The 25,610-nt window shown below is 50.8% G+C and carries 23 protein-coding genes, 1 tRNA gene, 1 other RNA gene and 1 pseudogene; 12 read left to right on the top strand and 14 right to left on the bottom strand.

The genetic code is table 11. The annotated features are described in order from the left end of the window. Position 1 precedes the first annotated feature (1 nt). Positions 2 to 760, top strand: coding sequence for a molybdopterin-synthase adenylyltransferase MoeB (locus tag FHS77_RS05980; protein ID WP_343060960.1), 759 nt, complete (start codon positions 2 to 4; stop codon positions 758 to 760). On the opposite strand, the gene FHS77_RS05975 is transcribed toward FHS77_RS05980, so the two are convergent. From FHS77_RS05975 to FHS77_RS05950, 6 genes are all read right to left on the bottom strand, one after another. After that, positions 757 to 1,725 (bottom strand): 2-hydroxyacid dehydrogenase, encoded by a 969-nt coding sequence (locus tag FHS77_RS05975; RefSeq protein WP_184221334.1) that lies wholly within the window; start codon positions 1,723 to 1,725, stop codon positions 757 to 759. The two genes, FHS77_RS05980 and FHS77_RS05975, sit on opposite strands and share 4 nt — an antisense overlap. Next, on the bottom strand, positions 1,722 to 3,356 hold the full coding sequence (locus FHS77_RS05970; RefSeq protein ID WP_184221332.1) for an ABC transporter ATP-binding protein: 1,635 nt from the start codon (positions 3,354 to 3,356) through the stop codon (positions 1,722 to 1,724). The genes FHS77_RS05975 and FHS77_RS05970 overlap by 4 nt, the downstream gene beginning before the upstream one ends. Further along, positions 3,353 to 4,492, bottom strand: coding sequence for an ABC transporter permease (locus tag FHS77_RS05965; protein ID WP_184221330.1), 1,140 nt, complete (start codon positions 4,490 to 4,492; stop codon positions 3,353 to 3,355). Before FHS77_RS05965 ends, FHS77_RS05970 begins: the two co-directional genes overlap by 4 nt. Next, positions 4,492 to 5,589 (bottom strand): microcin C ABC transporter permease YejB, encoded by a 1,098-nt coding sequence (locus FHS77_RS05960; RefSeq protein ID WP_184221328.1) that lies wholly within the window; start codon positions 5,587 to 5,589, stop codon positions 4,492 to 4,494. The genes FHS77_RS05965 and FHS77_RS05960 overlap by 1 nt, the downstream gene beginning before the upstream one ends. 156 nt (positions 5,590 to 5,745) lie before the next feature. Further along, the gene (locus FHS77_RS05955; protein ID WP_184221326.1) at positions 5,746 to 7,587 is read right to left on the bottom strand and encodes an extracellular solute-binding protein; all 1,842 of its coding nucleotides are present in this window, start codon (positions 7,585 to 7,587) and stop codon (positions 5,746 to 5,748) included. Between the two features lie 148 nt (positions 7,588 to 7,735). Beyond that, positions 7,736 to 8,410 carry a c-type cytochrome gene (locus FHS77_RS05950; RefSeq protein WP_184221324.1) on the bottom strand — a complete coding sequence of 225 codons (675 nt, stop codon included), beginning with the start codon at positions 8,408 to 8,410 and terminating at the stop codon, positions 7,736 to 7,738. A gap of 228 nt (positions 8,411 to 8,638) precedes the next feature. On the opposite strand from FHS77_RS05950, the gene FHS77_RS05945 reads away from it, so the two are divergent. Both FHS77_RS05945 and FHS77_RS05940 read left to right on the top strand, forming a co-directional pair. Further along, positions 8,639 to 9,376 carry a 3-deoxy-manno-octulosonate cytidylyltransferase gene (locus FHS77_RS05945; RefSeq protein WP_184221322.1) on the top strand — a complete coding sequence of 246 codons (738 nt, stop codon included), beginning with the start codon at positions 8,639 to 8,641 and terminating at the stop codon, positions 9,374 to 9,376. Positions 9,377 to 9,400: 24 nt separating this feature from the next. Then, on the top strand, positions 9,401 to 10,279 hold the full coding sequence (locus tag FHS77_RS05940; RefSeq protein WP_184221320.1) for a prephenate dehydratase: 879 nt from the start codon (positions 9,401 to 9,403) through the stop codon (positions 10,277 to 10,279). Between the two features lie 37 nt (positions 10,280 to 10,316). Here FHS77_RS05940 and nudC read toward each other — a convergent pair whose 3' ends face one another. Both nudC and FHS77_RS05930 read right to left on the bottom strand, forming a co-directional pair. Next, complete coding sequence (nudC, locus tag FHS77_RS05935) at positions 10,317 to 11,264, bottom strand: NAD(+) diphosphatase (RefSeq protein ID WP_184221318.1); 948 nt, start codon at positions 11,262 to 11,264, stop codon at positions 10,317 to 10,319. 31 nt (positions 11,265 to 11,295) lie between these two features. Continuing rightward, positions 11,296 to 11,700 (bottom strand): HIT domain-containing protein, encoded by a 405-nt coding sequence (locus FHS77_RS05930; RefSeq protein ID WP_184221316.1) that lies wholly within the window; start codon positions 11,698 to 11,700, stop codon positions 11,296 to 11,298. 70 nt (positions 11,701 to 11,770) lie between these two features. Here FHS77_RS05930 and ffs point away from each other — a divergent pair. The 5 genes and pseudogenes from ffs to FHS77_RS05905 all read left to right on the top strand — a co-directional run. Beyond that, positions 11,771 to 11,867: signal recognition particle sRNA small type (gene ffs, locus FHS77_RS05925), an RNA gene on the top strand. A 134-nt stretch (positions 11,868 to 12,001) separates the two neighbouring features. Then, positions 12,002 to 13,882, top strand: coding sequence for a DNA polymerase III subunit gamma/tau (locus tag FHS77_RS05920; RefSeq protein ID WP_184221314.1), 1,881 nt, complete (start codon positions 12,002 to 12,004; stop codon positions 13,880 to 13,882). A 63-nt stretch (positions 13,883 to 13,945) separates the two neighbouring features. After that, positions 13,946 to 14,269, top strand: coding sequence for a YbaB/EbfC family nucleoid-associated protein (locus tag FHS77_RS05915; RefSeq protein ID WP_184221312.1), 324 nt, complete (start codon positions 13,946 to 13,948; stop codon positions 14,267 to 14,269). A 70-nt stretch (positions 14,270 to 14,339) separates the two neighbouring features. Then, positions 14,340 to 14,945, top strand: a complete 606-nt coding sequence (gene recR, locus FHS77_RS05910; RefSeq protein WP_184221310.1) for a recombination mediator RecR — start codon at positions 14,340 to 14,342, stop codon at positions 14,943 to 14,945. 166 nt (positions 14,946 to 15,111) lie between these two features. Next, positions 15,112 to 16,251 (top strand): annotated as a pseudogene (locus FHS77_RS05905) (lytic murein transglycosylase); the annotation flags it as partial. A gap of 101 nt (positions 16,252 to 16,352) precedes the next feature. Here FHS77_RS05905 and FHS77_RS05900 read toward each other — a convergent pair. After that, positions 16,353 to 17,237, bottom strand: a complete 885-nt coding sequence (locus FHS77_RS05900) for a LysR family transcriptional regulator (protein ID WP_184221306.1) — start codon at positions 17,235 to 17,237, stop codon at positions 16,353 to 16,355. A gap of 212 nt (positions 17,238 to 17,449) precedes the next feature. Here FHS77_RS05900 and FHS77_RS05895 point away from each other — a divergent pair, with 212 nt between their 5' ends. Then, positions 17,450 to 18,469, top strand: coding sequence for a YeiH family protein (locus FHS77_RS05895; protein ID WP_184221304.1), 1,020 nt, complete (start codon positions 17,450 to 17,452; stop codon positions 18,467 to 18,469). 86 nt (positions 18,470 to 18,555) lie between these two features. Here the strand turns inward: FHS77_RS05895 and rpsA are convergent, their stop codons facing one another. From rpsA to aroA, 3 genes are all read right to left on the bottom strand, one after another. Beyond that, positions 18,556 to 20,256 carry a 30S ribosomal protein S1 gene (gene rpsA / locus FHS77_RS05890; protein WP_184221302.1) on the bottom strand — a complete coding sequence of 567 codons (1,701 nt, stop codon included), beginning with the start codon at positions 20,254 to 20,256 and terminating at the stop codon, positions 18,556 to 18,558. A 204-nt stretch (positions 20,257 to 20,460) separates the two neighbouring features. Further along, on the bottom strand, positions 20,461 to 21,102 hold the full coding sequence (gene cmk, locus FHS77_RS05885; RefSeq protein ID WP_374786213.1) for a (d)CMP kinase: 642 nt from the start codon (positions 21,100 to 21,102) through the stop codon (positions 20,461 to 20,463). Beyond that, complete coding sequence (aroA, locus tag FHS77_RS05880; RefSeq protein ID WP_184221298.1) at positions 21,095 to 22,435, bottom strand: 3-phosphoshikimate 1-carboxyvinyltransferase; 1,341 nt, start codon at positions 22,433 to 22,435, stop codon at positions 21,095 to 21,097. Before aroA ends, cmk begins: the two co-directional genes overlap by 8 nt. A 334-nt stretch (positions 22,436 to 22,769) precedes the next feature. Here aroA and FHS77_RS05875 point away from each other — a divergent pair, with 334 nt between their 5' ends. The 3 genes from FHS77_RS05875 (at position 22,770) to FHS77_RS05865 (ending at position 24,669) form a co-directional block, all read left to right on the top strand. Then, complete coding sequence (locus FHS77_RS05875) at positions 22,770 to 23,144, top strand: TIGR02300 family protein (RefSeq protein ID WP_184221296.1); 375 nt, start codon at positions 22,770 to 22,772, stop codon at positions 23,142 to 23,144. Between the two features lie 220 nt (positions 23,145 to 23,364). After that, positions 23,365 to 23,440: transfer RNA gene (locus tag FHS77_RS05870), tRNA-Ala, on the top strand. A gap of 590 nt (positions 23,441 to 24,030) precedes the next feature. Further along, positions 24,031 to 24,669 (top strand): recombinase family protein, encoded by a 639-nt coding sequence (locus FHS77_RS05865; protein WP_184221294.1) that lies wholly within the window; start codon positions 24,031 to 24,033, stop codon positions 24,667 to 24,669. Between the two features lie 69 nt (positions 24,670 to 24,738). Here the strand turns inward: FHS77_RS05865 and FHS77_RS05860 are convergent, their stop codons facing one another. Together FHS77_RS05860 and FHS77_RS05855 are read right to left on the bottom strand one after the other, a co-directional pair. Then, positions 24,739 to 25,197: a HEPN domain-containing protein gene (locus FHS77_RS05860; protein WP_184221292.1), complete on the bottom strand. Its 459-nt coding sequence runs from the start codon at positions 25,195 to 25,197 to the stop codon at positions 24,739 to 24,741. Between the two features lie 95 nt (positions 25,198 to 25,292). After that, on the bottom strand, positions 25,293 to 25,610 hold a 318-nt coding region (locus FHS77_RS05855), incomplete at its 5' end, for an integrase core domain-containing protein (RefSeq protein WP_184221290.1).

Below are 25,610 nucleotides of genomic sequence, written 5' to 3'. Positions count from 1 at the left end.
CGTGAGCTATTCCCCTTTTTCCGATTTGGAACTGGAGCGCTATGCGCGCCATATTATCATGCGGGAAATTGGCGGTGCGGGTCAGCAGAAATTAAAAAAAGCGCGCGTCTTGGTGGTGGGCGCAGGCGGGCTTGGTTCGCCAATCCTGCAATATCTGGCAGCCGCAGGTGTCGGTATGCTCGGCATTGTCGATGATGATCATGTGTCACTTTCCAATTTGCAGCGGCAGATTATTCATGACACAGCCGCTATCGGCCAGCCGAAGGTGGAAAGTGCGGTGCGCTCTATTGCACGGCAAAACCCGCATATATCGGTTGAAGCTCATTGCCTGCGCTTGAACCAAGATAATGCAAGCGCATTGATCGAAAATTACGATATTGTGGTCGATGGCTGCGATAATTCCGAAACGCGCTATATGCTTGCCGAAATATGTGAGGTGCTTGAGCGCCCGCTTGTTTCGGGTGCAATCGGTCGTTTTGACGGCATGGTCACGGTGCTGAAACCATATGCAAAAGATGAGACAGGCAGGCTTAATCCGCGTTACCGGGATTTGTTTCCGGTGCCGCCGCCTGCGGGGTCGGCACCTGCTTGTGCAGAGGCCGGTGTATTGGGCGTTTTGCCCGGAATTATCGGCTCATTGCAGGCGATGGAAGTGATTAAACTCATTACCGGCATTGGTGAGCCGCTTATCGGCAGGCTGTTGCTTTATGATGCTTTAGCCTGCCGTTTTGAAACCATTCGCTATAAGCGCAAGCTTTAATATTGATTACTGCGGTCAACGAGGTTTTGTAAAACTTCGCCGCGCTCGAAAGCTTCGATCTGTTGAATGATTGCCGGCACCAATGCGCTGGCCGAAGAGGCTGCCGCCGCATGGGGGGTGATGGTCACTTTCGGATGTGTCCAAAGCGGGCTGTCAGTAGGTAATGGCTCTTGCTGAAATACGTCGAGGGTTACTGCCGACAAGATGCCACGATCAAGCGCTGCCAGAATATCGGCTTCATTTTGCGAGCCGCCACGTCCGGCATTGATTAAAACAGGCGCGCCCAGCGGGCCTTCTTCTTTCATTTGCGCAAACATCGACATCGACAATAAGCCTTTGGTGTCCGGTGTCAGCGGCAAAAGAGACACGAAAATATCAGCGGTTTTCAAAAACGCTTTAAAGCCGTCTGCTCCGTGATAGGTGGTGACACCGTCAAGCTGGCGCTCACGACGGCTCCAGCCGGTCACATTAAAGCCGATATTCATCAGTTTTTCTGCGGCATCACTGCCAAGTACGCCAAGCCCCAAAATGCCGACGGTCACTTCATTGGCAGCTGGCTGGCGGCGGTCTTCGTGCCAGATTTTTTCGCTCTGCTGCTGGCGATAACGCCTGCCCAAACGATGATGGTCAAGCACCTGCCAAACCACATATTCAGTCATGCGCATGGTCAGATCCGGCGAGATAATGCGCACAATCGGCACATCCGGAATAAACGGATCATGAAAAACATGATCAACACCGGCACCAAGCGAGATGATCAGCTTCAGATTAGGCAGATCTTTCAACGAGCCGGGCTGTTGTTTCCAAACGGCGGCATAATGCACATCTTCACGGTTGAAATCACCATCCGGCAAAACGGTTTCCCGCCCTTTTGCTTTGTCAGCAAAGTTTTCTATCCAGATGGCCGGATCCCAGCCAGAGGTTGCCAGCAGGATTTTACCTGATTTTGCGGCTTTCTCGCTCATTGATTTACTCCCCCCTTATCAGCCGTTTCCATATGGAAAGCAGCAGCCATCAGTGCTTTGGTATAATCCGTTTCCGGTTCAGAGAAGATTTTCTCTGACGGGCCATATTCCACCGCCTGACCATTGCGCATTACCAGCACATCATTGGCGAGTGCCCGCACAACTTTAAGATCGTGGCTGATGAAAAGATAAGCCAGATTATGCTTGGCTTGCAAATCCCGCAGCAAATCCACCACTTGCGCTTGTACGCTCATATCAAGCGCTGAGGTCGGCTCGTCCAGCATCACGAATTTCGGATTAAGCACCATCGCCCGCGCTATAGCGATGCGCTGGCGCTGGCCGCCGGAAAACTCATGCGGATAACGGAAGCGCACGTCCGCATCAAGTTTCACTTCGCGCAAAGCTTCCACCACGCGTTGGTCACGTTCTTCATGGCCAAGTTTTGGTTCGTGTACCAGCAGGCCTTCGGAGATAATTTCACCCACCGGCATACGCGGGCTGAGCGACCCAAACGGATCCTGAAACACAATCTGCATCTCACGCCGAAGGGGGCGCATATCGGCAAAGCTGTATTTGTTGATTTCACGGCCATCAAAACGGATCTCGCCTTGGGATGAAATCATACGCGAAAGCGCCAGCCCCAATGTGGTTTTGCCGGAACCTGATTCTCCCACCACGCCCAGCGTCTGACCGGCCCGCAATTCCACATTGATGCCGTTGACGGCTTTGACATGGCCGACGGTCTTGCGCATGAAGCCTTTTTTAATCGGGAACCAGACTTTGATATCGCGCCCCTGCATCACAACAGGTGCGGATGTATCGGAGCGCGGCGGCATACCCTTAGGCTCCGCAGCGAGCAAGTGTTTGGTATATTCATGCTGCGGATTGGCAAAAATTTCCGCCGTAGGGCCGCTTTCGACAATCTTGCCTTTGGTCATCACGCAAACACGATCGGCAATTTTGCGCACAATCCCTAAATCATGGGTGATGAATAGCAGCGACATGCCTTGCGACTTTTTTAAATCGGCAAGCAATTGCAAAATCTGTGCCTGAACAGTGACATCAAGTGCCGTGGTTGGTTCGTCGGCAATCAGTAATTTGGGCTTATTAGCGAGCGCCATGGCGATCATGACACGCTGACGCTGACCACCGGAGAGCTGATGCGGATAGGATTGCAGGCGCTTTTCAGGCTCGCGAATACCCACTTCATGTAACAGTTCCAATGTGCGTTCACGCGCGGCCTTCTCGCTCATGCCCTGATGCATTTTCAGGATTTCGCTGATCTGTTTTTCAATCACATGCAGCGGGTTAAGCGAGGTCATCGGCTCCTGAAAAATCATGGTAATGTCATTACCACGGGTTTTTCGCAATTCCGCTTCCGGCATGTTGAGCAGGTCTTTGCCTTCAAACAGAATTTTGCCGCTCGGGTGGCTTGCGGGCGGATAAGGCAGAAGCTTCAGCACGGATAAAGCGGAAACGGATTTACCGGAACCTGATTCTCCAACCAGCGCAACGGTTTCGCCTTTGTCGATGGTAAATGAGATATGATCAACAGCAGTGCTGGTGCGGCCTTCCTGATGAAAGGCAACCGAGAGATCTTCAACGGAGAGTAGGGGTTGTTGATGGCTCATTGAAACGACTTTCGCGGGTCAAAAGCATCGCGTGTGGCTTCACCAATAAAGATCAGCAGCGACAGCATGACAGAGATGACAGCAAAGCCGGTGATGCCAAGCCACGGGGCTTGCAAATTGTTTTTACCTTGCGCCAGCAATTCCCCCAGTGAGGCAGATCCTGGTGGCAGGCCGAAGCCTAAGAAATCCAGCGAAGTGAGGGTGGTGATCGAACCGTTTAAAATAAATGGCAGGAAGGTGAGCGTTGCCACCATCGCATTGGGCAATAAGTGCCGCCACATGATGGTCAGGTTGGAAACACCCAATGCGCGCGCTGCATTCACATATTCAAAATTACGGGCGCGCAAAAACTCGGCACGCACCACGCCGACAAAAGCCACCCATGAAAATAAAAGCATAATGCCGAGCAGCACCCAGAAGCCGGGCGGCAGGATAGCGGCAATAATCAGCAGCAGATAAAGCACCGGAATCGACGACCAGATTTCGATGAAACGCTGGAATAGCAGATCAACCCAGCCGCCGAAATAGCCCTGCACAGCGCCGGCAGTGACGCCGATAACGGCCGAGGCCGCGGTGAGGACAAGGCCGAAAAGAACCGAAATGCGGAAGCCGTAAAGGGCACGGGCAAACACGTCACGCGCCTGGTCGTCGGTGCCCAGCAGGTTCATATTGCCAAAGGTGCAATTGGGGTCTTCCACGCCCAGCGGATAACGCTGGCAGCGCTCTTCTTTGGTGTAAAGCCAGAAGGGTTTGGAAGGAGCAGCCTGCGGAATGGCATCATTGACAGTGCGGTATGAATAGCGGATTGGCGGCCACAAAGCCCAGCCATTGCTGTTGATTTCATCTTGAATGACCGGATCACGATAATCGGTGACCGCATAAAAGCCGCCGAATTTTTCTTCCGGATAGTCGATGAGAACAGGCGCTAATAATTCACCCTTATAGGACACCAGAATAGGGCGATCATTGGCGATCAGTTCGGAGCAAAGGGCAGCGATCAGCAGGAAGGAAAAAATCCATAAAGAATACCAGCCACGGCGATGCGCCTTGAAATTGCGCCAGCGTCTTTGGTTAAGCGGCGACAAAAAAGGGCGCTTGACCTTTGGCTGTGTGATTGTGGTTGTTGTGTCGCTCATCACACGTCCCTCCGCTCAAAATCAATGCGCGGATCAATCCATGTATAGGTCAGATCGGAGAGAAGGCTGACAAATAAGCCAACGAGCGAGAAAATGAAAAGCGTTGCAAAAACCACAGGATAATCACGGTTAAGAATTGATTGGTAGCCAAGCAGACCAAGTCCGTCGAGCGAGAAGATGGTTTCGATCAGCAAGGAACCAGTGAAAAAGGCGGAGATAAAGGCACCCGGAAAACCGGCAATAACGATCAGCATCGCATTGCGGAAAACATGGCCGTAAAGCACCTGTCGTTCATTCAAGCCTTTGGCGCGTGCTGTCGTCACATATTGCTTGCGGATTTCTTCTAAAAAGGAGTTTTTGGTCAGCAAAGTGGTGGTGGCAAAGGCAGAAAGCACCAGTGCCGTGACCGGCAAAGCCATATGCCAGAGATAATCAGTAATTTTGCCAACAAGGCTCAATTGATCAAAATTATCGGAGGTGATGCCACGCAGCGGAAAGAGGTCGAAGAATGAGCCGCCGGCAAAAAGCACCACCAGCAAAATGGCAAACAGAAAGCTTGGAACAGCATAAGCGACAATGATGACAGCACTTGTCCATGTGTCAAAACGGGAGCCGTCTTTCAGCGCTTTGCGGATGCCGAGCGGAATGGAAATGGAATAAGATAAAAAAGTCAGCCACAGCCCCAGTGAGATGGAAACGGGCATTTTCTCTTTGATCAGATCCAGCACGCTGATATCGCGGAAATAGCTGGTGCCAAAATCAAAGCGCATATAGTTCCACAGCATCTGGCCAAAGCGTTCTAATGGCGGTTTGTCAAAGCCAAACTGCTTTTCCAGACTGGCGATAAATTCCGGATCAAGCCCTTGAGCGCCACGATATTTGGAACCGGACGGGCTATCAAAACTATTGCCTTGATTCATATCACCGCCACCACCGGAAAGGCGGTCTAAGGCGTCGCCGCCTTGTCCGGATAATTGTGCAATCACCCGCTCAACCGGCCCGCCCGGTGCAAACTGCACCACAGCGAAAGATATTGCCATAATTCCAAGCATTGTCGGGATCATTAGCAATAAGCGGCGTAAAATATAGGCACCCATTTATTCGCCTTAACTGTTGGCTGATCACGCGGTGTATCAGACTATGCACCGCGCATCGCATATCGTCTTCATTATTTTTATGCGCATAGGTCAAAAAGGAAAGTAACGCATCAGTGCATCTTAAGACCTATTCGTTTCCTTTTGGTTGTTAAGTTATTAATTGTTTTTTTGCGGCAAAATCCACCATGAAAATGGATCAATGCCGGCATAATCCGGTTGTTTTTCCGGAATGCCGAATTTGTTCCAATGAGCGATATTGATGGTTTCTGAATACCATTGCGGCACAACATAGTAGTTCCACAGAAGCACACGGTCGAGCGCATGGGTTGCTGCCACCAGTTCGTCGCGGTCTTTGGCATAAATGACAAAATCAATAAGCTTGTCGATTGCCGGATTTTTGATGCCGGCATAATTGCGACTGCCTTTAAAATCGGCTGCTTTTGTACCCCAGAAATCACGTTGTTCGTTGCCCGGCGAATAGGTTTGGGCAATGATGGTGGAGATCACATCATAGTCAAAATCATTGACGCGTGCCTGATATTGGGCGGTATCAACAATGCGGATTGAGGCATCAATACCAACACGGCGCAAATTGCTGATATATGGGTTGAAGATGCGCTCATCGGTCTGGTCTTTGCCCAAAAACTCGATTGCGAAGGTCTGACCAGCGGCATTTTTCAACTTGCCGTCTTTGGGTGTCCAGCCTGCTTCGCCAAAAAGTTTGATCGCTTCACGCAAATATTCGCGGGTTTTCTGCGGGGCATCAAAAACCGGCAGCTTGAATTCTTCCGTGAAAACTTCAGCCGGAATTTCTGCACGCACGGTTTCGAGGATTTCTTTCTCACGCCCTTCCGGCAGGCCGGAAGAAGCTAAATCAATACCGGCAAAATAGCTGTTGATGCGCTTATACTGATTGTAAAACAACATGCGGTTGGCGGCTTCAAAATCGAACAATAATGTAAGCGCCTGACGCACTTTGATATTACTGAATTTTTCTTTGCGGTTGTTGAGGAAATAGCCTTGCATGCGCCCGGAAGAGTGAATTTCGAAGCTTTTTTTCAAAACATCTCCACGTTCAAAGGCTGGAAAATTATATTGTTCCGCCCAACGCTGTGCTCTGTTTTCCAGACGATAATCATAGATGCCGCCTTTTTTAAAGGCTTCCCATGTTGCGTCTTCACTGAGGAAATATTCGTATTTTATATGGTCAAAATTGTTGCGGCCGATATTTACAGGCAGGTCTTTGCCCCAGTAATCATCAACGCGCGACCAGATAATCGTTTTGCCCGGAACGGTGCTTTCGATTTTATAAGCACTTGATCCTAATGGTTTTTCCAATGTCGGGCGGGTGATATCACGCTGTTTGCCTGTTGAATCTTTACCCTCCCACCAATGTTTGGGCAGGACGACCAATTGGCCTAAAATCTGTGGCAATTCGCGATTGTTTTTCTGCGAGAAGGTGAACTTCACCTCATGATCGCCGGTCTTTTCAGCCGAAACCACATCACCGTAATATTTATTATACATAGGTGATTGTTTCTTCAGAATGTCAAAAGACCAGATCACATCCTCAACGGTGATGGGCTGGCCATCGTGCCAGCGGGCTTTTTCGTTGAGCCTGAACTTCACCCATGAAAAATCATCCGGATATTGAGTGGCTTCGGCAATCAGCGGATACATAGTTGAGCCCTGATCAAGGGCATCGGTCATCAATGTATCATATAATAAACCACCACCAAATTCGACAAGACCGGCAGCGGGAACGCCTTGCACCACATATGGGTTGAGGCTGTCATAGCTGCCGACACCCACTTGGTTGAGCGTGCCGCCTTTAGGCGCATCGGGGTTCACATAATCATAGCGGGTAAAATTGTCGGCGTGGGCAGGTTCGCCGGTCAGGCTGGTTGCCGTGCGCCATTGCGGCTCATCTGCATATGAGAGTGCGATTGTTCCTGCCCATACCGCAATGACGGTAGCACCGATCCCCAATAGCCGCATCAAAACGCCTCCAAGATTATTGAACCCTATCCATTAAGAACAACTTATTGAATTTTGTGGAGGAATAAAGGTCTTTGATGCACAAACTATGCGCAAATAAAAAAAGCCGGATCAAATGATCCGGCTTTTTAAGTCAAGCGCGTTCGTTTTAGTTGGCCGGAGCCGGAGCCGGAGCTTCCTCGGCAGGTTTATCTTCTGCCGGTGCAGCTGGTGCTGGCTCTTCCTTGGCTGGTTCTTCAGCCGCCGGAGCTTCCGCTGCCGGTGCAGCATCCGCACTTGGCATCGGCACTGGTGTGTCGGCAAGAGTTGCAAGGAAAGCGATCAGATCAGCGCGTTCATTGTCTTTCTTGTCGCCGGCAAAGCCCATGCTTGTGCCTTTGATGAAGCCTTTAGGCGAAGTGAGGAACTTGTTGAGATGGTCGAAGTCCCATTTGTTGCCGCCAGCGGCAAATTCTTTCATCGCAGCTGAATAGCCGAAGCCATCAACTGAAGCAGCCGGACGGTCAACAATGCCATAAAGGTTTGGTCCAACTTTGTTAGCGCCGCCTTTTTCATTGGTATGGCAAGCAGCGCAACGCTTGAAAACGTTCTTGCCGCGCTCTGCATCAGCTGTTTGCAACAAGGTTGCGATCGATACTTCTTCTTTAGCAGGCGCGCCGCCACCGGCAGCAGGTGCCGAACCATCGGCAACTTCAATCGCAAAGCCGGCTTTTTCCGGCGCTGGCGAATGAAATAGCGAATCAGAAAGAAGACTTGTTGTCATGACAACAAATATAGTGGCCAGAAGGGCCATGAAAAACTTGTTAGCTCGGCTTGAATTCATCTGTGGTCAGCGCTCCTCTATCATAACGCTTTCCAAAGCCGGCTCTATAGACCTCATTTGGAAGGCAAACATCGTTATAAAATCCCCGCATTGGGCGGGAAACTAGGGCTTTTACTTCTTTCTTGCAACACTTATAAGGGGTGCAACACCCGTGACGTTTTGACACTTTATCAGTAATGTCCGGCAATTCTGTCTGTTCTGTTCAATTTCTAACGTAAGTTGAAGACCATGAAAACCTTGACGATAATTCCTGCAAGAATGGGTTCTACCCGTTTGCCTGGCAAGCCTTTGGCCGATATCTGCGGTAAGCCGATGATCGTGCATGTGGCAGAGCGTGCCCATGCGGCCAAACTCGGGCGCACTGTTGTTGCAACCGATAGTATTGAGGTTTTACAGGCAGTACAGGCACACGGACTGGAAGCCGTGATGACACGCAGCGACCACGAATCGGGCTCCGATCGTATTTATGAAGCGCTGCAAACACTTGATCCTGATGGTCTGGTGGAAGCGGTTATCAATGTGCAGGGCGACCTGCCAACCATTGGAGCCGAGCTGATCATCAAGGCTTTGGCACCACTGCATGATGCTAACGTTGATATCGCCACTCTGGGTGTCGAAATTACAGCAGAATCAGAAAAAACCAATCCGAATGTCGTGAAAATCGTCGGCTCACCGCTGGCACAAGAGAATCGCCTGCGCGCACTTTATTTCACCCGTGCGACAGCTCCTTGGGGCGAGGGCCCGCTTTATCACCATATCGGACTTTATGCATATAAGCGCGCTGCTTTGGAGCGCTTTGTCTCTTTGGGGCGTTCCTATTTAGAACAGCGGGAAAGCCTTGAACAATTGCGCGCACTGGAAAACGGTATGCGCATTGATGTCGAACTGGTCAGCGGCCAACCTTTAGGCGTTGATACTCCGGCAGATCTCGACCGCGCCCGCGAGATGATCGCTAAAGCGCTTTAATTTTAATTATAGAAAGCATTCCAAATGACACAGACGGCTGTGAAAACGAATCGTATTTCATTTCAGGGGGAAGCAGGCGCCAATTCTGATACCGCCTGCCGTAATATGTTTGAGTTTATGGAGCCACTGCCGTGCCCGACATTTGAGGATGCTTTTAATGCAGTGGAAAGTGGTGCGGCTGATCTGGCGATGATTCCGATCGAGAATACGCTGGCTGGCCGTGTGGCGGATATTCATTATCTGCTGCCATTGTCTGACATGCATATCGTTGGCGAATATTTCTTGCCGATCCATTTTCAGTTGATGGTTTTGCCGGGCACTAAGCGCGAAGATATCAAAAGCGTGCACAGCCATGTGCATGCACTGGGACAATGCCGTAAGGTTATCCGTGATAATGGCTGGAAGCCGGTGATTGCCGGTGACACAGCCGGTGCTGCCCGCATCGTGTCGGAAGCAGGTGACAAATCAATGGCAGCGCTTGCACCGCGCTTGGCAGCTGAACTTTATGGTCTGGATATTCTGGAAGAGAATGTCGAGGACGCTGAAAATAATGTCACCCGTTTTGTTGTTTTGTCGAAGACCAAAAAATGGGAACCGCGCCCGACAGACGACACCCGCATCATGACCACTTTTGTGTTCCGTGTGCGCAACGTGCCGGCTGCTCTTTATAAGGCACTCGGTGGTTTTGCGACCAATGGCGTGAACATGACCAAGCTGGAAAGCTACCAGATCGGCGGCGCTTTTACGGCGACACAGTTTTATGCGGATATTGAAGGCCATCCGGAAGATCGTTCCGTGCGTCTGGCACTGGAAGAACTGGGCTTTTTCACAACAGAAATACGGATTTTAGGCGTTTATCGCGGTTCTGATTTCCGCGATACGGTAGCCCTTCCGGCAGAATAATAATCAAAGAGAGCCGGTTTATCCGGCTCTTTTTTATTTATGCGTCCAGATTGGCCCAAGCGGCAATCAGATGGCTGGCAATCGCATTTTTCTGCGGTGTGATCAGCCCGTCCGGATGCGTGCCAGCAAGCATCAGGCGAACTTCATCGCGGGAAAACCAGCGCCCGTCTTCTAATTCGCCAAAATCAACGGTGAAATCATCGGATAAAACTTCCGCATGGCAACCGATCATCAGCGAATAAGGAAACGGCCAGGGCTGGCTGGCATAATAGCCGACCCGCCCGATATTAAGCCCCATTTCCTCTGCGCTTTCACGGCGCACGGCTGCTTCAATCGTTTCACCGGGCTCAATGAAACCGGCAAGCGATGAATAGGTTAAGGGAGCAAAATGCGGGCTGCGTGCCAAAATACACTTGTCGCCACGCACCGGCAGCATGATCGCCACCGGATCGGTGCGCGGGAACGTTTCCGTGTCACAGGCATCGCAAGTGCGCTTAAAACCACCGGCGCGCATCGAGGTTTTTTGTCCGCAACGCCCGCAGAACTGGTGGTTTTTATGCCATGCATCGAGGGCAATCGCTTCTGCCATCGCGCCGGTCATATCGTCTGGCAGGATATTGTCGACATAAATGGCGCGATAGGGAACGGCTTTAAGTGGTTCGCCCAAATTATCAGTGTTGATCTGTGCCGTGACAGCCAGCACGGAATAACCATCCTGCAAGCCTAACAAAATGGCATTGTCCAGATCAGGCTGAAAGTCCTGCACTTGTTCAAGGCTGAAAAGAGCGTTTGGATTGGCAGGATCTGAATAATCCAGCACCAGCCTGCCGCCTTCCAGCACCATCAGGCGCGTGTCGCTTTGCGCCAAAGCATCATGGCTTGCTGTATCGCTACGCTTTTCCGATTGGCGATCAAGACGATTGCCAGCAAAGCCGACCAGTTTGCTCGGCTCATTATCCGGGAATTGAAACAGGGGAAGGGACATGCACATGGCTTTTGCTGGTTGATTGGAAAAATTATAAAGCGTTGCGGATTTTTCCGATGAGGCTTTGGGCGTCACTTTCACTGTAAGTCACGCGGACACCATGACCCCAGACAGGACCCGGCCAGCCGGCATCACCCTCATTGCGGGCGATGACGTGGCAATGGAGCTGGCGAACAATATTGCCAAGCGCGCCGGTATTGATCTTGTCGCAGCCGGTGACGTTTTTCAGCGCTTTGGCCACCATGTCTGATTCGAATGTCAGCATGGTCTGATCGAGCGGTGTTAAATCGAAAAGCTCGGTCAAATCAGGGCGACGCGGGATCAGAATCAGCCACGGCCAGCGTTGATCATTCATCAGCCGCAGGTCACAAAGACCAAGCGACATGACGGGAAAAGTGTCGGCATTAAGCCTGTCATCGAGAGCGAACTGTTTCATAATGCAATCAATAACAGTTTTTTTTGAACATGGCTTGCTTTTTGTAGCCGAATTGACGATATGAACCTTGGGAGGTTGGTGGTGGACGAGCCACTCGCCAACCGGGTCAGGTCCGGAAGGAAGCAGCCCTAACGAGCAAGGCACGGGTCGCCGTGCCAGCCTCCCACCTTTTCCTTTCTCTTTTTCTTGTGCGGGACACATCTTGTGTATTGGCATCGCAGCTTCAAACTGTGTTAAGCTTTCAATACTCGCCCGAACAATTGATGAAGATACGAGCGAACAGATAACGGAAGGGTCTTGAATGGACACGACATCCGCAGACGGCGCTTATCGCGTTCTGGCTCGAAAATACCGCCCGCAAAACTTTGATGATCTCATTGGCCAGGAGCCAATGGTGCGCACCCTTTCCAATGCGTTTGAAACATCACGCATTGCGCAGGCATGGATGCTGACAGGGGTTCGCGGTGTCGGTAAGACCACAACTGCCCGTATTTTGGCGCGTGCGCTCAATTACCAGTCTGACAGCGTTAATCAGCCGACCATCGATTTGTCGGTGATGGGCGAACATTGTCAGGCGATCATGGAAGGCCGCCATGTCGATGTGATTGAGATGGACGCTGCCTCGCATACGGGTATTGATGATATTCGCGAAATTATCGAGCAGGTGCGTTACCGCCCTGTCTCTGCGCGTTACAAAGTCTATATCATCGATGAGGTGCATATGCTCTCCACGCAGGCTTTCAACGGCCTGCTGAAAACATTGGAAGAGCCGCCGCCGCATGTAAAATTTATCTTTGCAACCACAGAAATCCGCAAAGTACCGATCACGGTTTTGTCACGCTGTCAGCGCTTTGACCTGCGCCGTATCGAATCGGGCACTCTGGCCAAACATTTGCGCAAAATCGCCGGTCTTGAGCAGATCGATGTTGATGACACATCGCTTGCGATGATTGCGCGCGCTGGTGAAGGATCGGTGCGTGATTCGCTGTCGATCTTCGATCAGGCCATTGCCCATGGCAGCGGCAAGGTGGAGCCGGATGCGGTTCGCGCCATGCTGGGGCTTGCCGATCGTGCGCGTATTATCGACCTGTTTGAAATGCTGATGCGCGGTGATGTGGCCGGTGTTTTGAAAGAGTTCCGCGCTCAATATGATGTGGGGGCCGACCCTTCTGTCGTGCTGACAGATCTGGCGGATTTCAATCATCTGGTGACACGTCTGCGCTTTACGCCGGATATTGCCGATGATGCGTCGATCTCGGAAGATGAGCGCAGCCGTGGCCGTGATTTTTCTAGCCGTCTTTCCATTCGTGTTTTGTCGCGCACATGGCAGATGTTGTTGAAGGGCATTGCGGAAGTGGAAACCGCACCGCGTCCGGTACAGGCAGCCGAAATGTTGCTGATCCGCTTGGCACATGCGGCTGATCTGCCAACATTGGATGAAGCTTTGAAGGACTTGCAAAGCGGTGATCATAATCCGCGGGGGATAAGTTCATCAGCGCCATCATCAGGTGGTGGCAATGGCGGAAATGGCGGCGGCGGTCATCAGGCACAGGCTGTTTCAGGCATGGTCATGGCGCAAGGCACTGGCGCTGGCGCGCTTACCAGTCATGGCGCTGCCGCGCTTACCAGTCATGGCGCTGCCGCGCTTAGTAATCATGGCGCTGCCGCGCCGGTCATGCGTCTGGTGGAAAGCACACCGGAACCGGCACAGCAAAGAATTCAGCAACCTGAAATCGAGGCTGCACCGGCTGTTCCGCTGAAAAGTCTGGAAGATATTGTTGCACTTGCCGATCAGCATCGTGATGTGCAGTTCAAAATTCTTGTCAAAACCTATGTGAAGCTTTCCAGCATTGCACCGGGGCGCTTGGAAATTGGCCTTACCGATGATGCACCTAAAAGCTTGGCCAGCGATATTTCGCAAAAGCTGCTGAGCTGGACAGGTGTGCGCTGGGTTGTGACCGTTGCGCGTGATGTGGATGGTAAAACCGTTGCACAGGCAGAAACAGAGCGCCGCGAAACTCTGGTAACGGATGCGCGCGCTGATCCGGATGTTGCGGCCATTCTTGCAGCCTTTCCGGGAGCAAAAATCACCGATGTGCGCATTTCAGCACCGGAAAATTCCGATCTGGATATTGATATAGACGCAGACCTCATCGATATATCTTCGGAAGACGATGAATAATCGATCAGTTTGATTTGGCGGGTAAGGCTATGTTCTTATGCGTTGTGAACAGGAGTAATTCTTATGCGTGACATGCTTGGCATGATGAAACAGGCGAAAGAAATGCAGGCTAAGATGAAAGTCATGCAGGAAGAAATCGCCAATCTGGAAACTACTGCAAGCTCCGGCGGCGGTCTGGTTTCTGTGACCCTTTCCGGCAAAGGCACTTTGTCGGCGCTTAACATCGATCCTTCATTGATGAAGGAAGGCGAAGGCGAAATTTTGGAAGACCTGATCATTGCAGCACACAATGATGCCAAGGCAAAGCTGGAAGCGCAAATGGCTGAAAAGACACAGGCTCTCACCGCTGGTCTGCCAATTCCTCCGGGCTTCAAACTGCCGTTCTGATTATTTAAAATTTGCGGCAGTGCAAAAAATGCGCTGCCGTTTTCATGTCTCCTCATTGATTGCATAAACCATGTCCAAACGTATTGCCGGCCCCGAAATCGAACGCTTGATTCAGCTATTGGCACGGGTGCCGGGGCTGGGGCCACGTTCGGCACGTCGCGCTGCTTTGCATCTGATTAAGAAAAAAGAAGCTTTGCTGGTGCCGCTTGGCGGCGCCATGCAGGAGGCTGCCGAAAAAGTTCGCATTTGTCACACATGCGGCAATGTCGATACGGCGCAGCCTTGCACCATTTGCACCGATCCGCGCCGTGATCCGTCCATGTTGATCGTGGTGGAAGATGTGTCTGATCTTTGGGCATTGGAGCGTGCTGGCACAATGAATGTCGGCTATCATGTGCTGGGCGGGCGTTTGTCGCCGCTTGATGGCATCGGCCCTGATGATCTCAATATTCGCACATTGGTGGAGCGCGTATCCGAAGGTGTGATTAAGGAAGTTATTCTGGCGGTGAATGCCACCGTCGAAGGGCAAACCACCGCGCATTATATCACCGATCAGCTTTCCGGTTTTGAAGTGAAAGTCACGCGTCTGGCACATGGTGTGCCGGTGGGTGGCGAACTTGACTATCTGGATGAAGGCACTTTGTCGGCGGCACTGCGGGCACGTACCAGTTTTTAGTGAAAATCAGTAAAAAAGGTTCAAATTTATGCAAAATCGCTGCTATTTTTTCAAAGTGTTGCTGCGATTTTACGTGTTTTTGAGTGTTTTTTTGATGTTTTTTGCACATTTTGGTGCTGCTCAGGCGCAAAATAATCAAGCCGCTACTGAAAAAGCTTTTCAGAATTGGCTCGTCAAAGACCTGTGGCCTGAAGCGCAAGCCGCAGGTGTTTCGAGTGGCACTTTCAATAAGGCTTTTGCCGGTGTGAGCATCAATTGGAAGTTACCGGATCTGGTTATTCCAGGCACCAAGCCGACAACACCTAAAAAACAAACACAGGCAGAATTCGGCGCGCCAGCCAATTATTTCAACGCTAAAACCATGCAGCAACTGACCCGAGGCGGGCAGGCGCGGCTGAAGCAATATGCCTCTGTGCTCGGGGCTGTTGAAAAGCAATATGGCGTTCCAAAGCAAACCTTGCTGGCTGTCTGGGGGCGTGAATCCGGCTTTGGCGGGGTGAAAATCCCTTATAATGCATTTGAAGTGCTTGGCACCAAAGCCTTTATGGCAACGCGTAAGGACATGTTCCGCAAAGAGCTGATTGCAGCGCTGCAAATCGTTGAGCGTGGGCTTATTGATACAAATGCCATGAAAAGCTCATGGGCAGGCGCATTAGGTCAGCCACAATTCATGCCTACCTCTTATCTGCAACATGCGGTGGATTTTGATGGCGACGGCAAACGCGACATCTGGAATTCCGTGCCGGATACGCTTGGCTCGATCGCCAATTATCTGCACCATTCAGGCTGGCAGCGCGGAAGGGACTGGGGCTTTGAAGTGGATGTGCCGGCAAGCCTTTCCTGCTCGCTGGAGGGCCCTGATCAAGGCAAAACTATTGCTGAATGGGCGCGTCTTGGCATCAAACGTGTGAACGGCAAAGCCTTTCCGGCCAATGAGTTAAAAGGTGAAGGTTTCTTGCTGATGCCTGCTGGCCGGCATGGCCCCGCCTTTATCGTGACGCCGAATTTTTATGTGCTGAAAGCCTATAATATGAGCGATCTTTATGCCTTGTTTATCGGGCATGTTGGTGATCGTATCGCTTATGGTGCTGATAATTTTAAAACCTCTTGGGGACCGGTCGGTCAGATGTATCGTTCCGATGTGGCGTCTATGCAGAAGAGGCTGCAAGGGCATGGTTATGATGTCGGCAATCCTGATGGCTTGGCTGGTTTTAAAACTCGCCGTTCCATCGGCCTTTGGCAGAGTAAAGCAGGGATGCAACCAACCTGCTTCCCCGATCAGGCTTTGCTGAAGCAAATACGCTAGAGCATGTCTCCCAAAAGTGGGCAGCGGTTTTAGGATAAAGACATGCTTAAAAAACAGAAGGTTAGAGCGAGCACAGCGGCTAACATTAAGTGCGGCACGCTCTAACATGCTGGCAATAAATCAATCAAAGCCTGCGCGGCTTTGGTGCGATAGCGTTCTTTATGCGAAACCAGCAGAAACTGGCGCTGTGGCAGTGCCATGGCAATTCTGATCAGTCGCCCGGATAAGAGATGCGGCGCGGCGGCCAGTTCAGAAATCACCGTTGCATAAACACCCGATTGAACGGCAGAACAAACCGCTTCATTGGAGGGAAGTTCCAGCGCGATTTTCAGTTGCTCAGGTGCAAAACCTTGCGCGCGCAAAGCATCTTCATAAACGGCTCTGGTGCCGGATCCTTCCTCACGCAAAATCCATTGTCCGTCTTGCACAAGATCAGCAAAACCGGCAGGCGGATGGGGAATCCATGGATGGTCTTTGCCAACCACCAGAACAAGCTGGTCTTCACCCACGCGTTTTATATTTAAGCTCGGTTCGTGGATCGTGCCTTCAACAAAACCTAAATCGGCAATGCCTTCGCGCGTGGCCTCGGCAACACTATGGGTATTGCCGATATGCAGTGCCACATTGATGGCCGGAAATGCAGCTTTGAAGCGGGCAAGCAGAGGCGGCATCCAATAGCTGGCAATGGTTTGGCTGGCAAAAATAGAGAGACTGCCGCGTTTTAATCCGCCGAGTTCCGACAGGGTCAATTCGGCTGCACGGGCACGCGCCAAGGTGGCGCGCGCTTCATCCAGAAAAATCCGTCCGTCATCGGTCAGTTCAATACGGCGGCCAATCCGGTTGAAGAGGGTGGCGCTATAGCGATCTTCTAAGGTGCGGATGGTCGAACTGACGGCCGAAGGCGTCAGATGGAGTTCACTGGCCGCCTGAGTCAGATGTTCTTTCTCGGCGACTGCAATAAAAATGCGGAGCTGTTCCAGCGTCATTACACTACCATTATTCGATTTAATCGAACAAATCATGCCATATAATGAAATGGATTGAACAGATAATTTGTTGCATAAGATGAGAAAAATAAAGCATGTCTCCCAAAAGTGGATACCGGTTTTGGGATAAAGACAGGCGTAAAATTAAACATTAGAGCGAGCGCTGCGGATATGATTAAGCGCGACACGCTCTAGTCTCAAAGTGTATGGCAATGACAGAAAAGTTAAACGCATTTGTTCACAAAAACTGGCGGGGTGTGCTGCTGAGCAGCGGTGTGGCGCTGGTGGCGGTTGGTCTGGAAATGATCGAAGCTGAAATTTTTGGCCGCGCCTGGCTGGAGGCGCTGGTGCTGGCAATTTTGCTTGGCACTGCCATTCGCTCCACCATACGACCATCGGCAAAATTTACCGGCGGCATTAATTTCTCCGCAAAAATGCTACTGGAAATTGCCGTGGTTTTGCTTGGTGCATCAATCAGCACATCGGCTATTGTTGCCGCTGGTGCCGGATTGATTACCGGTATTGCAGCGGTTGTTATGCTGACAATTGCGGTGAGCTACGGCATCGGTCGCTTGTTACGTTTGCCATCGAAAATGGCGATGCTGGTTGCTTGCGGTAATTCGATTTGCGGCAACTCGGCTATTGCCGCTGCTGCGCCTGTGATTGAGGCTAAAAGCGATGATGTGGCAGCATCTATTGCGTTTACTGCTATTCTGGGTGTGGTGGTTGTGCTGCTATTGCCGTTGCTGGTGCCGCTTTTAGATATGTCTTTCACCCAATATGGCGTGATGGCTGGTTTGACTGTCTATGCAGTGCCGCAGGTTTTGGCCGCTACAGCCCCTGTGAGCGCGTTGAGCCTGCAATTGGGCACATTGGTCAAGTTGGTGCGTGTTTTGATGCTGGGGCCGGTTATTCTCGTGCTGGCGCTCATCTATGGTAATAGTCAGGCAGGATCGCGTCCGGGTTTAAGCAAACTGGTGCCTTGGTTCATTATCGGCTTTTTAGGCATGCTGGCTTTGCGCTCACTGGGTGTCATCCCTGAAGCGTTGCTGCCGGTGATCCAGCACACCGCAACGGTTCTGACAATCATTTCTATGGCGGCATTGGGCTTGGGTGTTGATGTGCGCTCGGTGGCGCAGGCCGGTGGTCGGGTTACACTGACAGCCGTTTTATCGCTGCTGTTCTTGGTCACCATCAGCCTCGGCCTGATCAAGCTCTTGCAGATCGCCTGATTGCAAAGCCAATAAGTACAAACAAAAATGCCCGCCGATAGGGATATCGGCGGGCATTTTTTTAAGCTTTTCGCTTGGTCAGAAAATTAGTTGTTTTCTGACTTTTTCATTGCTGCAGCAAGAATGTCGCCGAGCGATGCGCCTGAATCAGACGAACCGTACTGTGCAACTGCTTCTTTTTCTTCAGCGATTTCGAGAGCCTTGATGGAAACCTGCAATTTGCGGGTTTTCTTGTCGAAAGCGATGACGCGTGCGTCGAGCTTCTGGCCAACGGAGAAACGCTCTGTGCGCTGTTCGTCACGGTCACGGGACAGATCTGAACGCTTGATGAAGCTATCCAGTTCGTGGTCAACCAGACGTACTTCCAGACCGTTGTCGGTTACAGCGGTTACTTCACATGCAACAACTGCGTTTTTGCGCAGTTCGCCTGAAGTTGCTGCTTCGCCAACGCTGTCGCCGGTCAGCTGCTTGATGCCGAGCGAGATACGTTCTTTTTCGACGTCTACATCAAGAACAACTGCCTTAACGACATCGCCCTTGTTGTATTCTTCGATAACCTGTTCGCCCGGACGGTTCCAGTCGAGGTCGGACAAGTGAACCATACCGTCTACATCGCCATCGAGACCGATGAACAGACCGAATTCGGTTTTGTTCTTAACTTCACCTTCAACGATGGTGTCCTTCGGATATTTCTGAGCGAAGGTTGTCCATGGATTGTCAAGGGTCTGCTTGAGGCCGAGGGAGATGCGGCGCTTGACCGGATCAACTTCGAGAACGACAACTTCAACTTCCTGTGTTGTGGACAGGATTTTGCCTGGGTGTACGTTCTTCTTGGTCCACGACATTTCTGAAACGTGGATCAGGCCTTCGATGCCGGCTTCGATTTCAACAAATGCACCGTAGTCGGTGATGTTGGTTACAGTACCGGTGATCTTCTTGCCGATTGGGTATTTCGCACCAATGCCATCCCAAGGATCGTTCTCAAGCTGCTTCATGCCGAGAGAGATACGATGTGTATCCTGGTTGATACGGATGATCTGCACCTTAACGGTCTGGCCGATGGTGAGGATTTCCGATGGATGGTTAACACGGCGCCATGCCATGTCGGTAACGTGCAACAGACCGTCGATGCCGCCGAGGTCAACGAACGCACCGTAATCGGTGATGTTCTTGACAACGCCTTCAACAACCTGACCTTCTTCAAGGTTCTGAACGATTTCAGAGCGCTGTTCCGCACGGCTCTCTTCAAGAACTGTACGACGTGAAACAACGATGTTGCCACGACGCTTGTCCATTTTGAGAATTTCAAACGGCTGCGGGTTGTGCATCAGCGGGGTTACATCGCGGATAGGACGGATATCAACCTGTGAGCGCGGCAAGAATGCAACTGCGCCGTCCAGATCAACGGTGAAGCCACCCTTAACCTGATTGAAGATAACACCGTCAACGCGTTCGCCGGCGTTGAACTTCTGTTCAAGCTTGACCCAGCTTTCTTCGCGACGTGCTTTTTCACGTGACAATACAGCTTCGCCGAGGGCGTTTTCGATGCGTTCGACGTAAACTTCGACTTCATCGCCCGGCTTCATTGAGCCGTCTTTACCCTTGGCGCCAAATTCCTTCAGCGGTACCCGGCCTTCGACCTTCAGACCAGCATCGATGATTGCCATATCTTTTTCGATGGCAACGATACGGCCTTTGACAACGTAACCTTCTGCAAGGTCATTAGATGCAAAAGATTCGGCCAGAAGAGCTTCGAAGTCTTCGCGTGTAGGATTCATTTGTGACATGTAAACTCCTGAAGTATCCGTCATATAGTCGGATACTGAGCGCCGGTGGTTCGTGTTTCAAATTGCCTGGCTCCGGTTCCGTTTCTTGAATAAAATCAAGAGACTATCCGGCGCGGTGAACGCGGAGCAAAGCAGGTGTAGTACAAGTATCCCAATCTTAAAAAATAAGATTGGCGTATTTATGATCTGGGCAAACAGATAAAACTAATGACGGGCTAATGCCGCATCTATCAGCTTTTGAGCAGCCAGAAACGCCGTTTCTATATCCATTTTTGTCGTATCAAGCAAGTGCGCATCGCTTGCCGGACGCAATGGAGAATCACTGCGGCCCATGTCGCGCTCGTCACGAAGCTTCAGATCGCTTAAAACATCATCGTAAACGGCTTGGCCGCCTTTGGACAATATTTCCTGATAACGGCGTTCTGCGCGAGTTTCAGGCGAAGCTGTGACATAGAGTTTGACCGGCGCATCAGGGCAGACAACCGTGCCGATATCGCGGCCATCCAGTACGGTGCCGGGCAGGGTTTGCGCAAAGTTTTGCTGCGCTTTGACAAGGGCGCGACGCACAGCCGGCATCACCGCAATTTTGGAAGCGGCTTCGCCCACATCGTGAGCAGCCAGCACATTGCGATCAAGATGGTTGAGGCTGACAGAAAGGGCGATCGCTTCCGCGACCGCCTCATCGTTTAACGGCAAAGCCTGATCCAGCATGGTTCTGGCAACTGCGCGATAGGTCAGGCCTGTATCCAGATGATGGAAGCCGTAATGCTCGGCCAGCCTGCGGGCAAGGGTTCCTTTGCCAGAAGCGGCAGGGCCATCAATGGCAATGGTAAAAGCTTTAGTCATCAAACTGAGCCCCTAAACCGCGCATCATCTCGAAAAACTCAGGGAAAGATGTGGCAATCATATTGCCGTCATCAACGGTCACCGGTTTTTCTGCGGCCATGCCCATCACGAGGAAGCTCATGGCAATACGGTGATCAAGATGGGTGGCAACAGTGCCACCGCCAATACCTTTGCCACTTGGAGTGCCGCGAACCGTCAATGACATTTCGCCTTCGGTGCAATCCACGCCATTGGCTTCAAGTCCGCGGGCTACTGCTGCCAGACGATCTGATTCTTTGACGCGCAGTTCATCCAGACCATCCATGATGGTTTCGCCTTCGGCAAAGCTGGCAGCAATGGCCAGCACCGGATATTCGTCGATCATGGAAGGCGCGCGTTCCGGCGGAACGGTGACGCCTTTGAGGTCTGATGCACGAACGCGCAAATCAGCCACATCTTCACCACCGGCAAGGCGTGCATTGAGAATTTCAATATTCGCGCCCATTTCCTGCAAGGTGGTGATGAGGCCTGTACGGGTCGGGTTCATCAAAACATTGCGAATGGTGACATCGGAGCCTTCAACAAGCAAAGCTGCAACCAGCGGGAATGCGGTTGAAGACGGGTCACCTGGTACATCAATGGTCTGGCCGGTGAGCTTGCCCTGACCAACAATGTGAATATGGCGCACGCCGTCATTATCGGTTTCAACACTCAAATCAGCGCCAAAACCTTGCAGCATTTTTTCGGTGTGATCGCGGGTCATCACCGGTTCAATCACAGTCGTGATGCCCGGTGTGTTGAGGCCGGCCAGCAATACGGCAGATTTTACCTGAGCCGATGCCATCGGTACGCGGTAGCGAATCGGTGCTGCAAGTTTAGGGCCGCGAAGGGTCAAAGGCATACGGTCGCCGCTTGCTGCTTCGACTTGCACGCCCATCAGGCGCAAAGGGTCGAGAACGCGCGCCATCGGGCGCGAGGTAAGGGATGCGTCACCGGTAAAGGTGGTTTTCATATCATAAACACCAACCAGCCCCATGGTGAGGCGGGCGCCGGTACCGGCATTGCCAAAGTCAAATGGTGCTTCCGGCTCGAGCAGGCAGCCATTGCCGGTGCCGTTAATAATCCACTCATCGCCTTCTTTGCGGATTTGGGCACCCATGGCCTGCATGGCGCGGCCGGTATTGATGATATCTTCACCTTCCAAAAGGCCGGTGATGCGGGTTTCGCCGGAGGCGAGGCCGCCAAACATGAAGGATCTGTGCGAGATCGATTTATCACCCGGAATGCGGATTTCGCCTTTCAGCTCTGATGAGCGGCGGGCGGTTGCAGGTTTCGGGGAAGCAGAATGGGACATGTTCGTTTGTTCGCTTGTCGCATTAAGGGGTCGCTGTCTTAACGACCAGGATTGATAAAAGCGTTGCTTTCCTAGCACAGCTTGCTCACGCGGTCATCCTGCAAAACAATATCCTGTGCCTTAATGCGGCTTTTCACCAAGTGTGAAGGTGCGAAAGAGCGATAAAAACATGTAGAACATGCGACGAAGATGAGGCAATATCGTCTTTGTCTTTGACAAAGGTGTACAATTGCGTTTATGCACCGGAAAAACACCGTAAAAGGCGTGTCCTGATGCTTGGCTTCGTGAGGTGCCTGCGCGGACTGCTGTAGCCAGTAAAATGACGAGGCTTGACGTGGCAAAACCTGAACTTGGTACTAAACGTATTGATCCGGAAACGGGTCGCAAATTTTATGACCTCAATCGCGATCCGATTGTTTCTCCTTACACAGGACAATCTTATCCGCGTTCTTACTTCGAAACATCGGTTGATAGCCGTGAAGAAGAAGAAGAAGAGGCAGAAGGCGTGGATGTTGCGTCCGATGCACCTGAATTCATCTCGCTTGAAGATGCAGATGGTGATGTGAAGGATGATGATATTCCGGATCTGGATGATGATGTCGAGCTCGATGATGACGGCGACGACACATTCCTCGAAGAAGAAGATGACGAGGATGACATGACCGGCCTGATCGGCGGCGGTGTCAGTGATGAAGACGACGAAGGCTGATTTTCGCCTTCGAGTTAAGAGATTGGCGGGTATTAAGCTTAAATATCCGCCGATTTTCAAATAGTTATGCACAAAAGTGCAAAACTTTTACAAGAGTTGAAAAATACCTCTTGATCTTCTTTGCGGCTCGCTTTAAGTAGCCGCCATAGCAAGTTTAAAACTTGCGAATCTTTAAGATGAACACCCGGTTCATCCTGCTTTAAAAGCAGCAAAGATTGATGGGGCCATAGCTCAGCTGGGAGAGCGCTTGCATGGCATGCAAGAGGTCAGCGGTTCGATCCCGCTTGGCTCCACCATTCACTATATGAAGTGTACTTATCATTAAAAATCAATAAGTTAGCAGTGTTGAAATGTTGGCCGCGTACCACGCTACGTACCCCATTTACGTACCACGCTTTTAGTCGTGATTGTTCTAAATATCATTATTTGATTCGTCTGATTCTCTAAGGGAGCCTCTCGGCAGGCTCGCTCTAGGCGGTCTGACGCTACAGTGAATAATCATAATCCCTGCTATCTGGTGTCTGATCATTCAGTCAGTTCAATAACCGGATTGTTTTTTAGAAAAAATGTCAGGCGGTAATCGGATATGTGGAATTATCGCTTCCCCCCCGTGGCCTATGCTTTTCCTAGTTCCAGTGTCTCAAACACGCATGAATGATAAGCATTTGGATTGGTCATGTTATGATAGGGTCTAGGCACAAGAGTATAACCATTCAGATAATGACAGACACACTTAGATCATGCGGCATCTGCCTGTATGTCCGATAGGGTATACCTTAGCGGTCATATGTAATGTGTATTTATTTTTGTCCGTTAGGGTTGACTATTTATTTTCGTACACATATTCATTCGGACATATATCTAACGTACACCCTAAGAGGATATTATGGCGACCATTCTATATGCCCGTGTATCAACCTCAGAGCAGAACCTAGACCACCAACAGGCACAGGCTGAGGCTGCTGGTTTTATGTTTGATCAGGTCATTGCTGATCATGGTGTATCTGGTGTCAGTGTCTTAATGAAAGATCGTCCTGAGGGGAGGCGCTTGTTTGATATGCTACGCGCTGGTGACGTTCTAGTGGTGCGTTGGGTTGATCGCTTAGGGCGTAACTATGCAGACGTTACGGACACTATCAGGGAATTCATGCGCCGTGGTGTGATCATCAAGACTGTGATCAATAACATGACATTCGATGGCTCAACCACAGACCCTATCCAAATGGCTGTTAGAGACGCACTGATAGCGTTCATGGCTGCAACTGCACAAGCGCAAACTGAGGCTACTAAGGAGGCTCAGAAGGCTGGCATAGCGGGTGCAAAGGCTAGGGCTGGTGAGGATAACTATAAAGGCAGGAAGCCTAGTTATGACCGTGCTACATTCGATAAGGTCGTGTCTAGCTTGTCAGATGGCGTGTCTATTAGTTTTATTGCTAAGGAGACAGGCCTGACCAGACAGACTATCTATCGCATTAGAGACCATAGGGCGGATGCTGAGAAAGCATTAGCGCTCTGGGGGGGATGAACATGTAATAGATATAGTTTTTAAATTTCTCTGAAAACGCAGGATTGAAGGGTTATCTATATTAAGGTGTCAACGCACAGCTTGCTCAATTTCCGCGACAATATTCAAGCTAGCATTATAGTATTGCTGTAAAGATTTTATCCCTAAACTTTGACCTCCACCATGAGCGATTGAGTTTCTAACCGAGTAGCACGAGCTTATACTTTCTTTATCGCTATCTTTTATATTGTTTTTGAATTTATGCCCCCAGTCTGTATCCAGTCTGTGTAATAATGCTATGATATTATCACAATCATAATTCGTTCCACGTTTAAAGTAAGTTTTGAGAAAGCTGGAGAATTGTTTTGGTGCGTTGGAAAGCCGATTGCAAATGATTATTTCAATGCATCGCTCAAGATTACCACAAACTTGAACGCACCCTAATTTACAAAGATATGATGCGTGTTCCTCATCCAATCCTTTTGTCGCTGCTTTCTGTATAAGTTTCTCTAAGCTTGCAAAGCGCGTTTCAAGTTCAAATCTAGACATTAGTCTAGCCTTTGAAAGCGGTGATGGCTAACGAATTGACCTGGGCCCCAATGCTCCTCCATTTTTCAGTAGAGTCTTAGGTTATACTATTGGCCTTAAGCGGCCCGTTTTTCTAGAGCCATTTTTATTGCGAACTCATTCGGCGTGACATTGCCGAGTGAGGAATGCGGTCTGTTTTTGTTATAATCATCCTTCCATGCTTTGATCTCGGTGCGTGCCTGAGCGAGCGATGAGAACAAGGTCTCGTTCAGGCATTCGTCGCGGAAACTACCGTTGAAGCTTTCGACAAACCCGTTTTGCATTGGTTTGCCAGGCGCTATGTAGTGCCATTCAATGCCTGTCTCCTGACACCACTTGAGAATGGCATGACTGGTCATTTCTGTCCCGTTGTCAGAAACTATCGTTCGTGGCTT

Source organism: Paenochrobactrum gallinarii, from assembly GCF_014205685.1.
Taxonomy (GTDB): domain Bacteria; phylum Pseudomonadota; class Alphaproteobacteria; order Rhizobiales; family Rhizobiaceae; genus Paenochrobactrum; species Paenochrobactrum gallinarii.
Note: the sequence above shows the minus strand (reverse complement) of the source record. Positions and strands in the feature narration are given on the sequence as shown.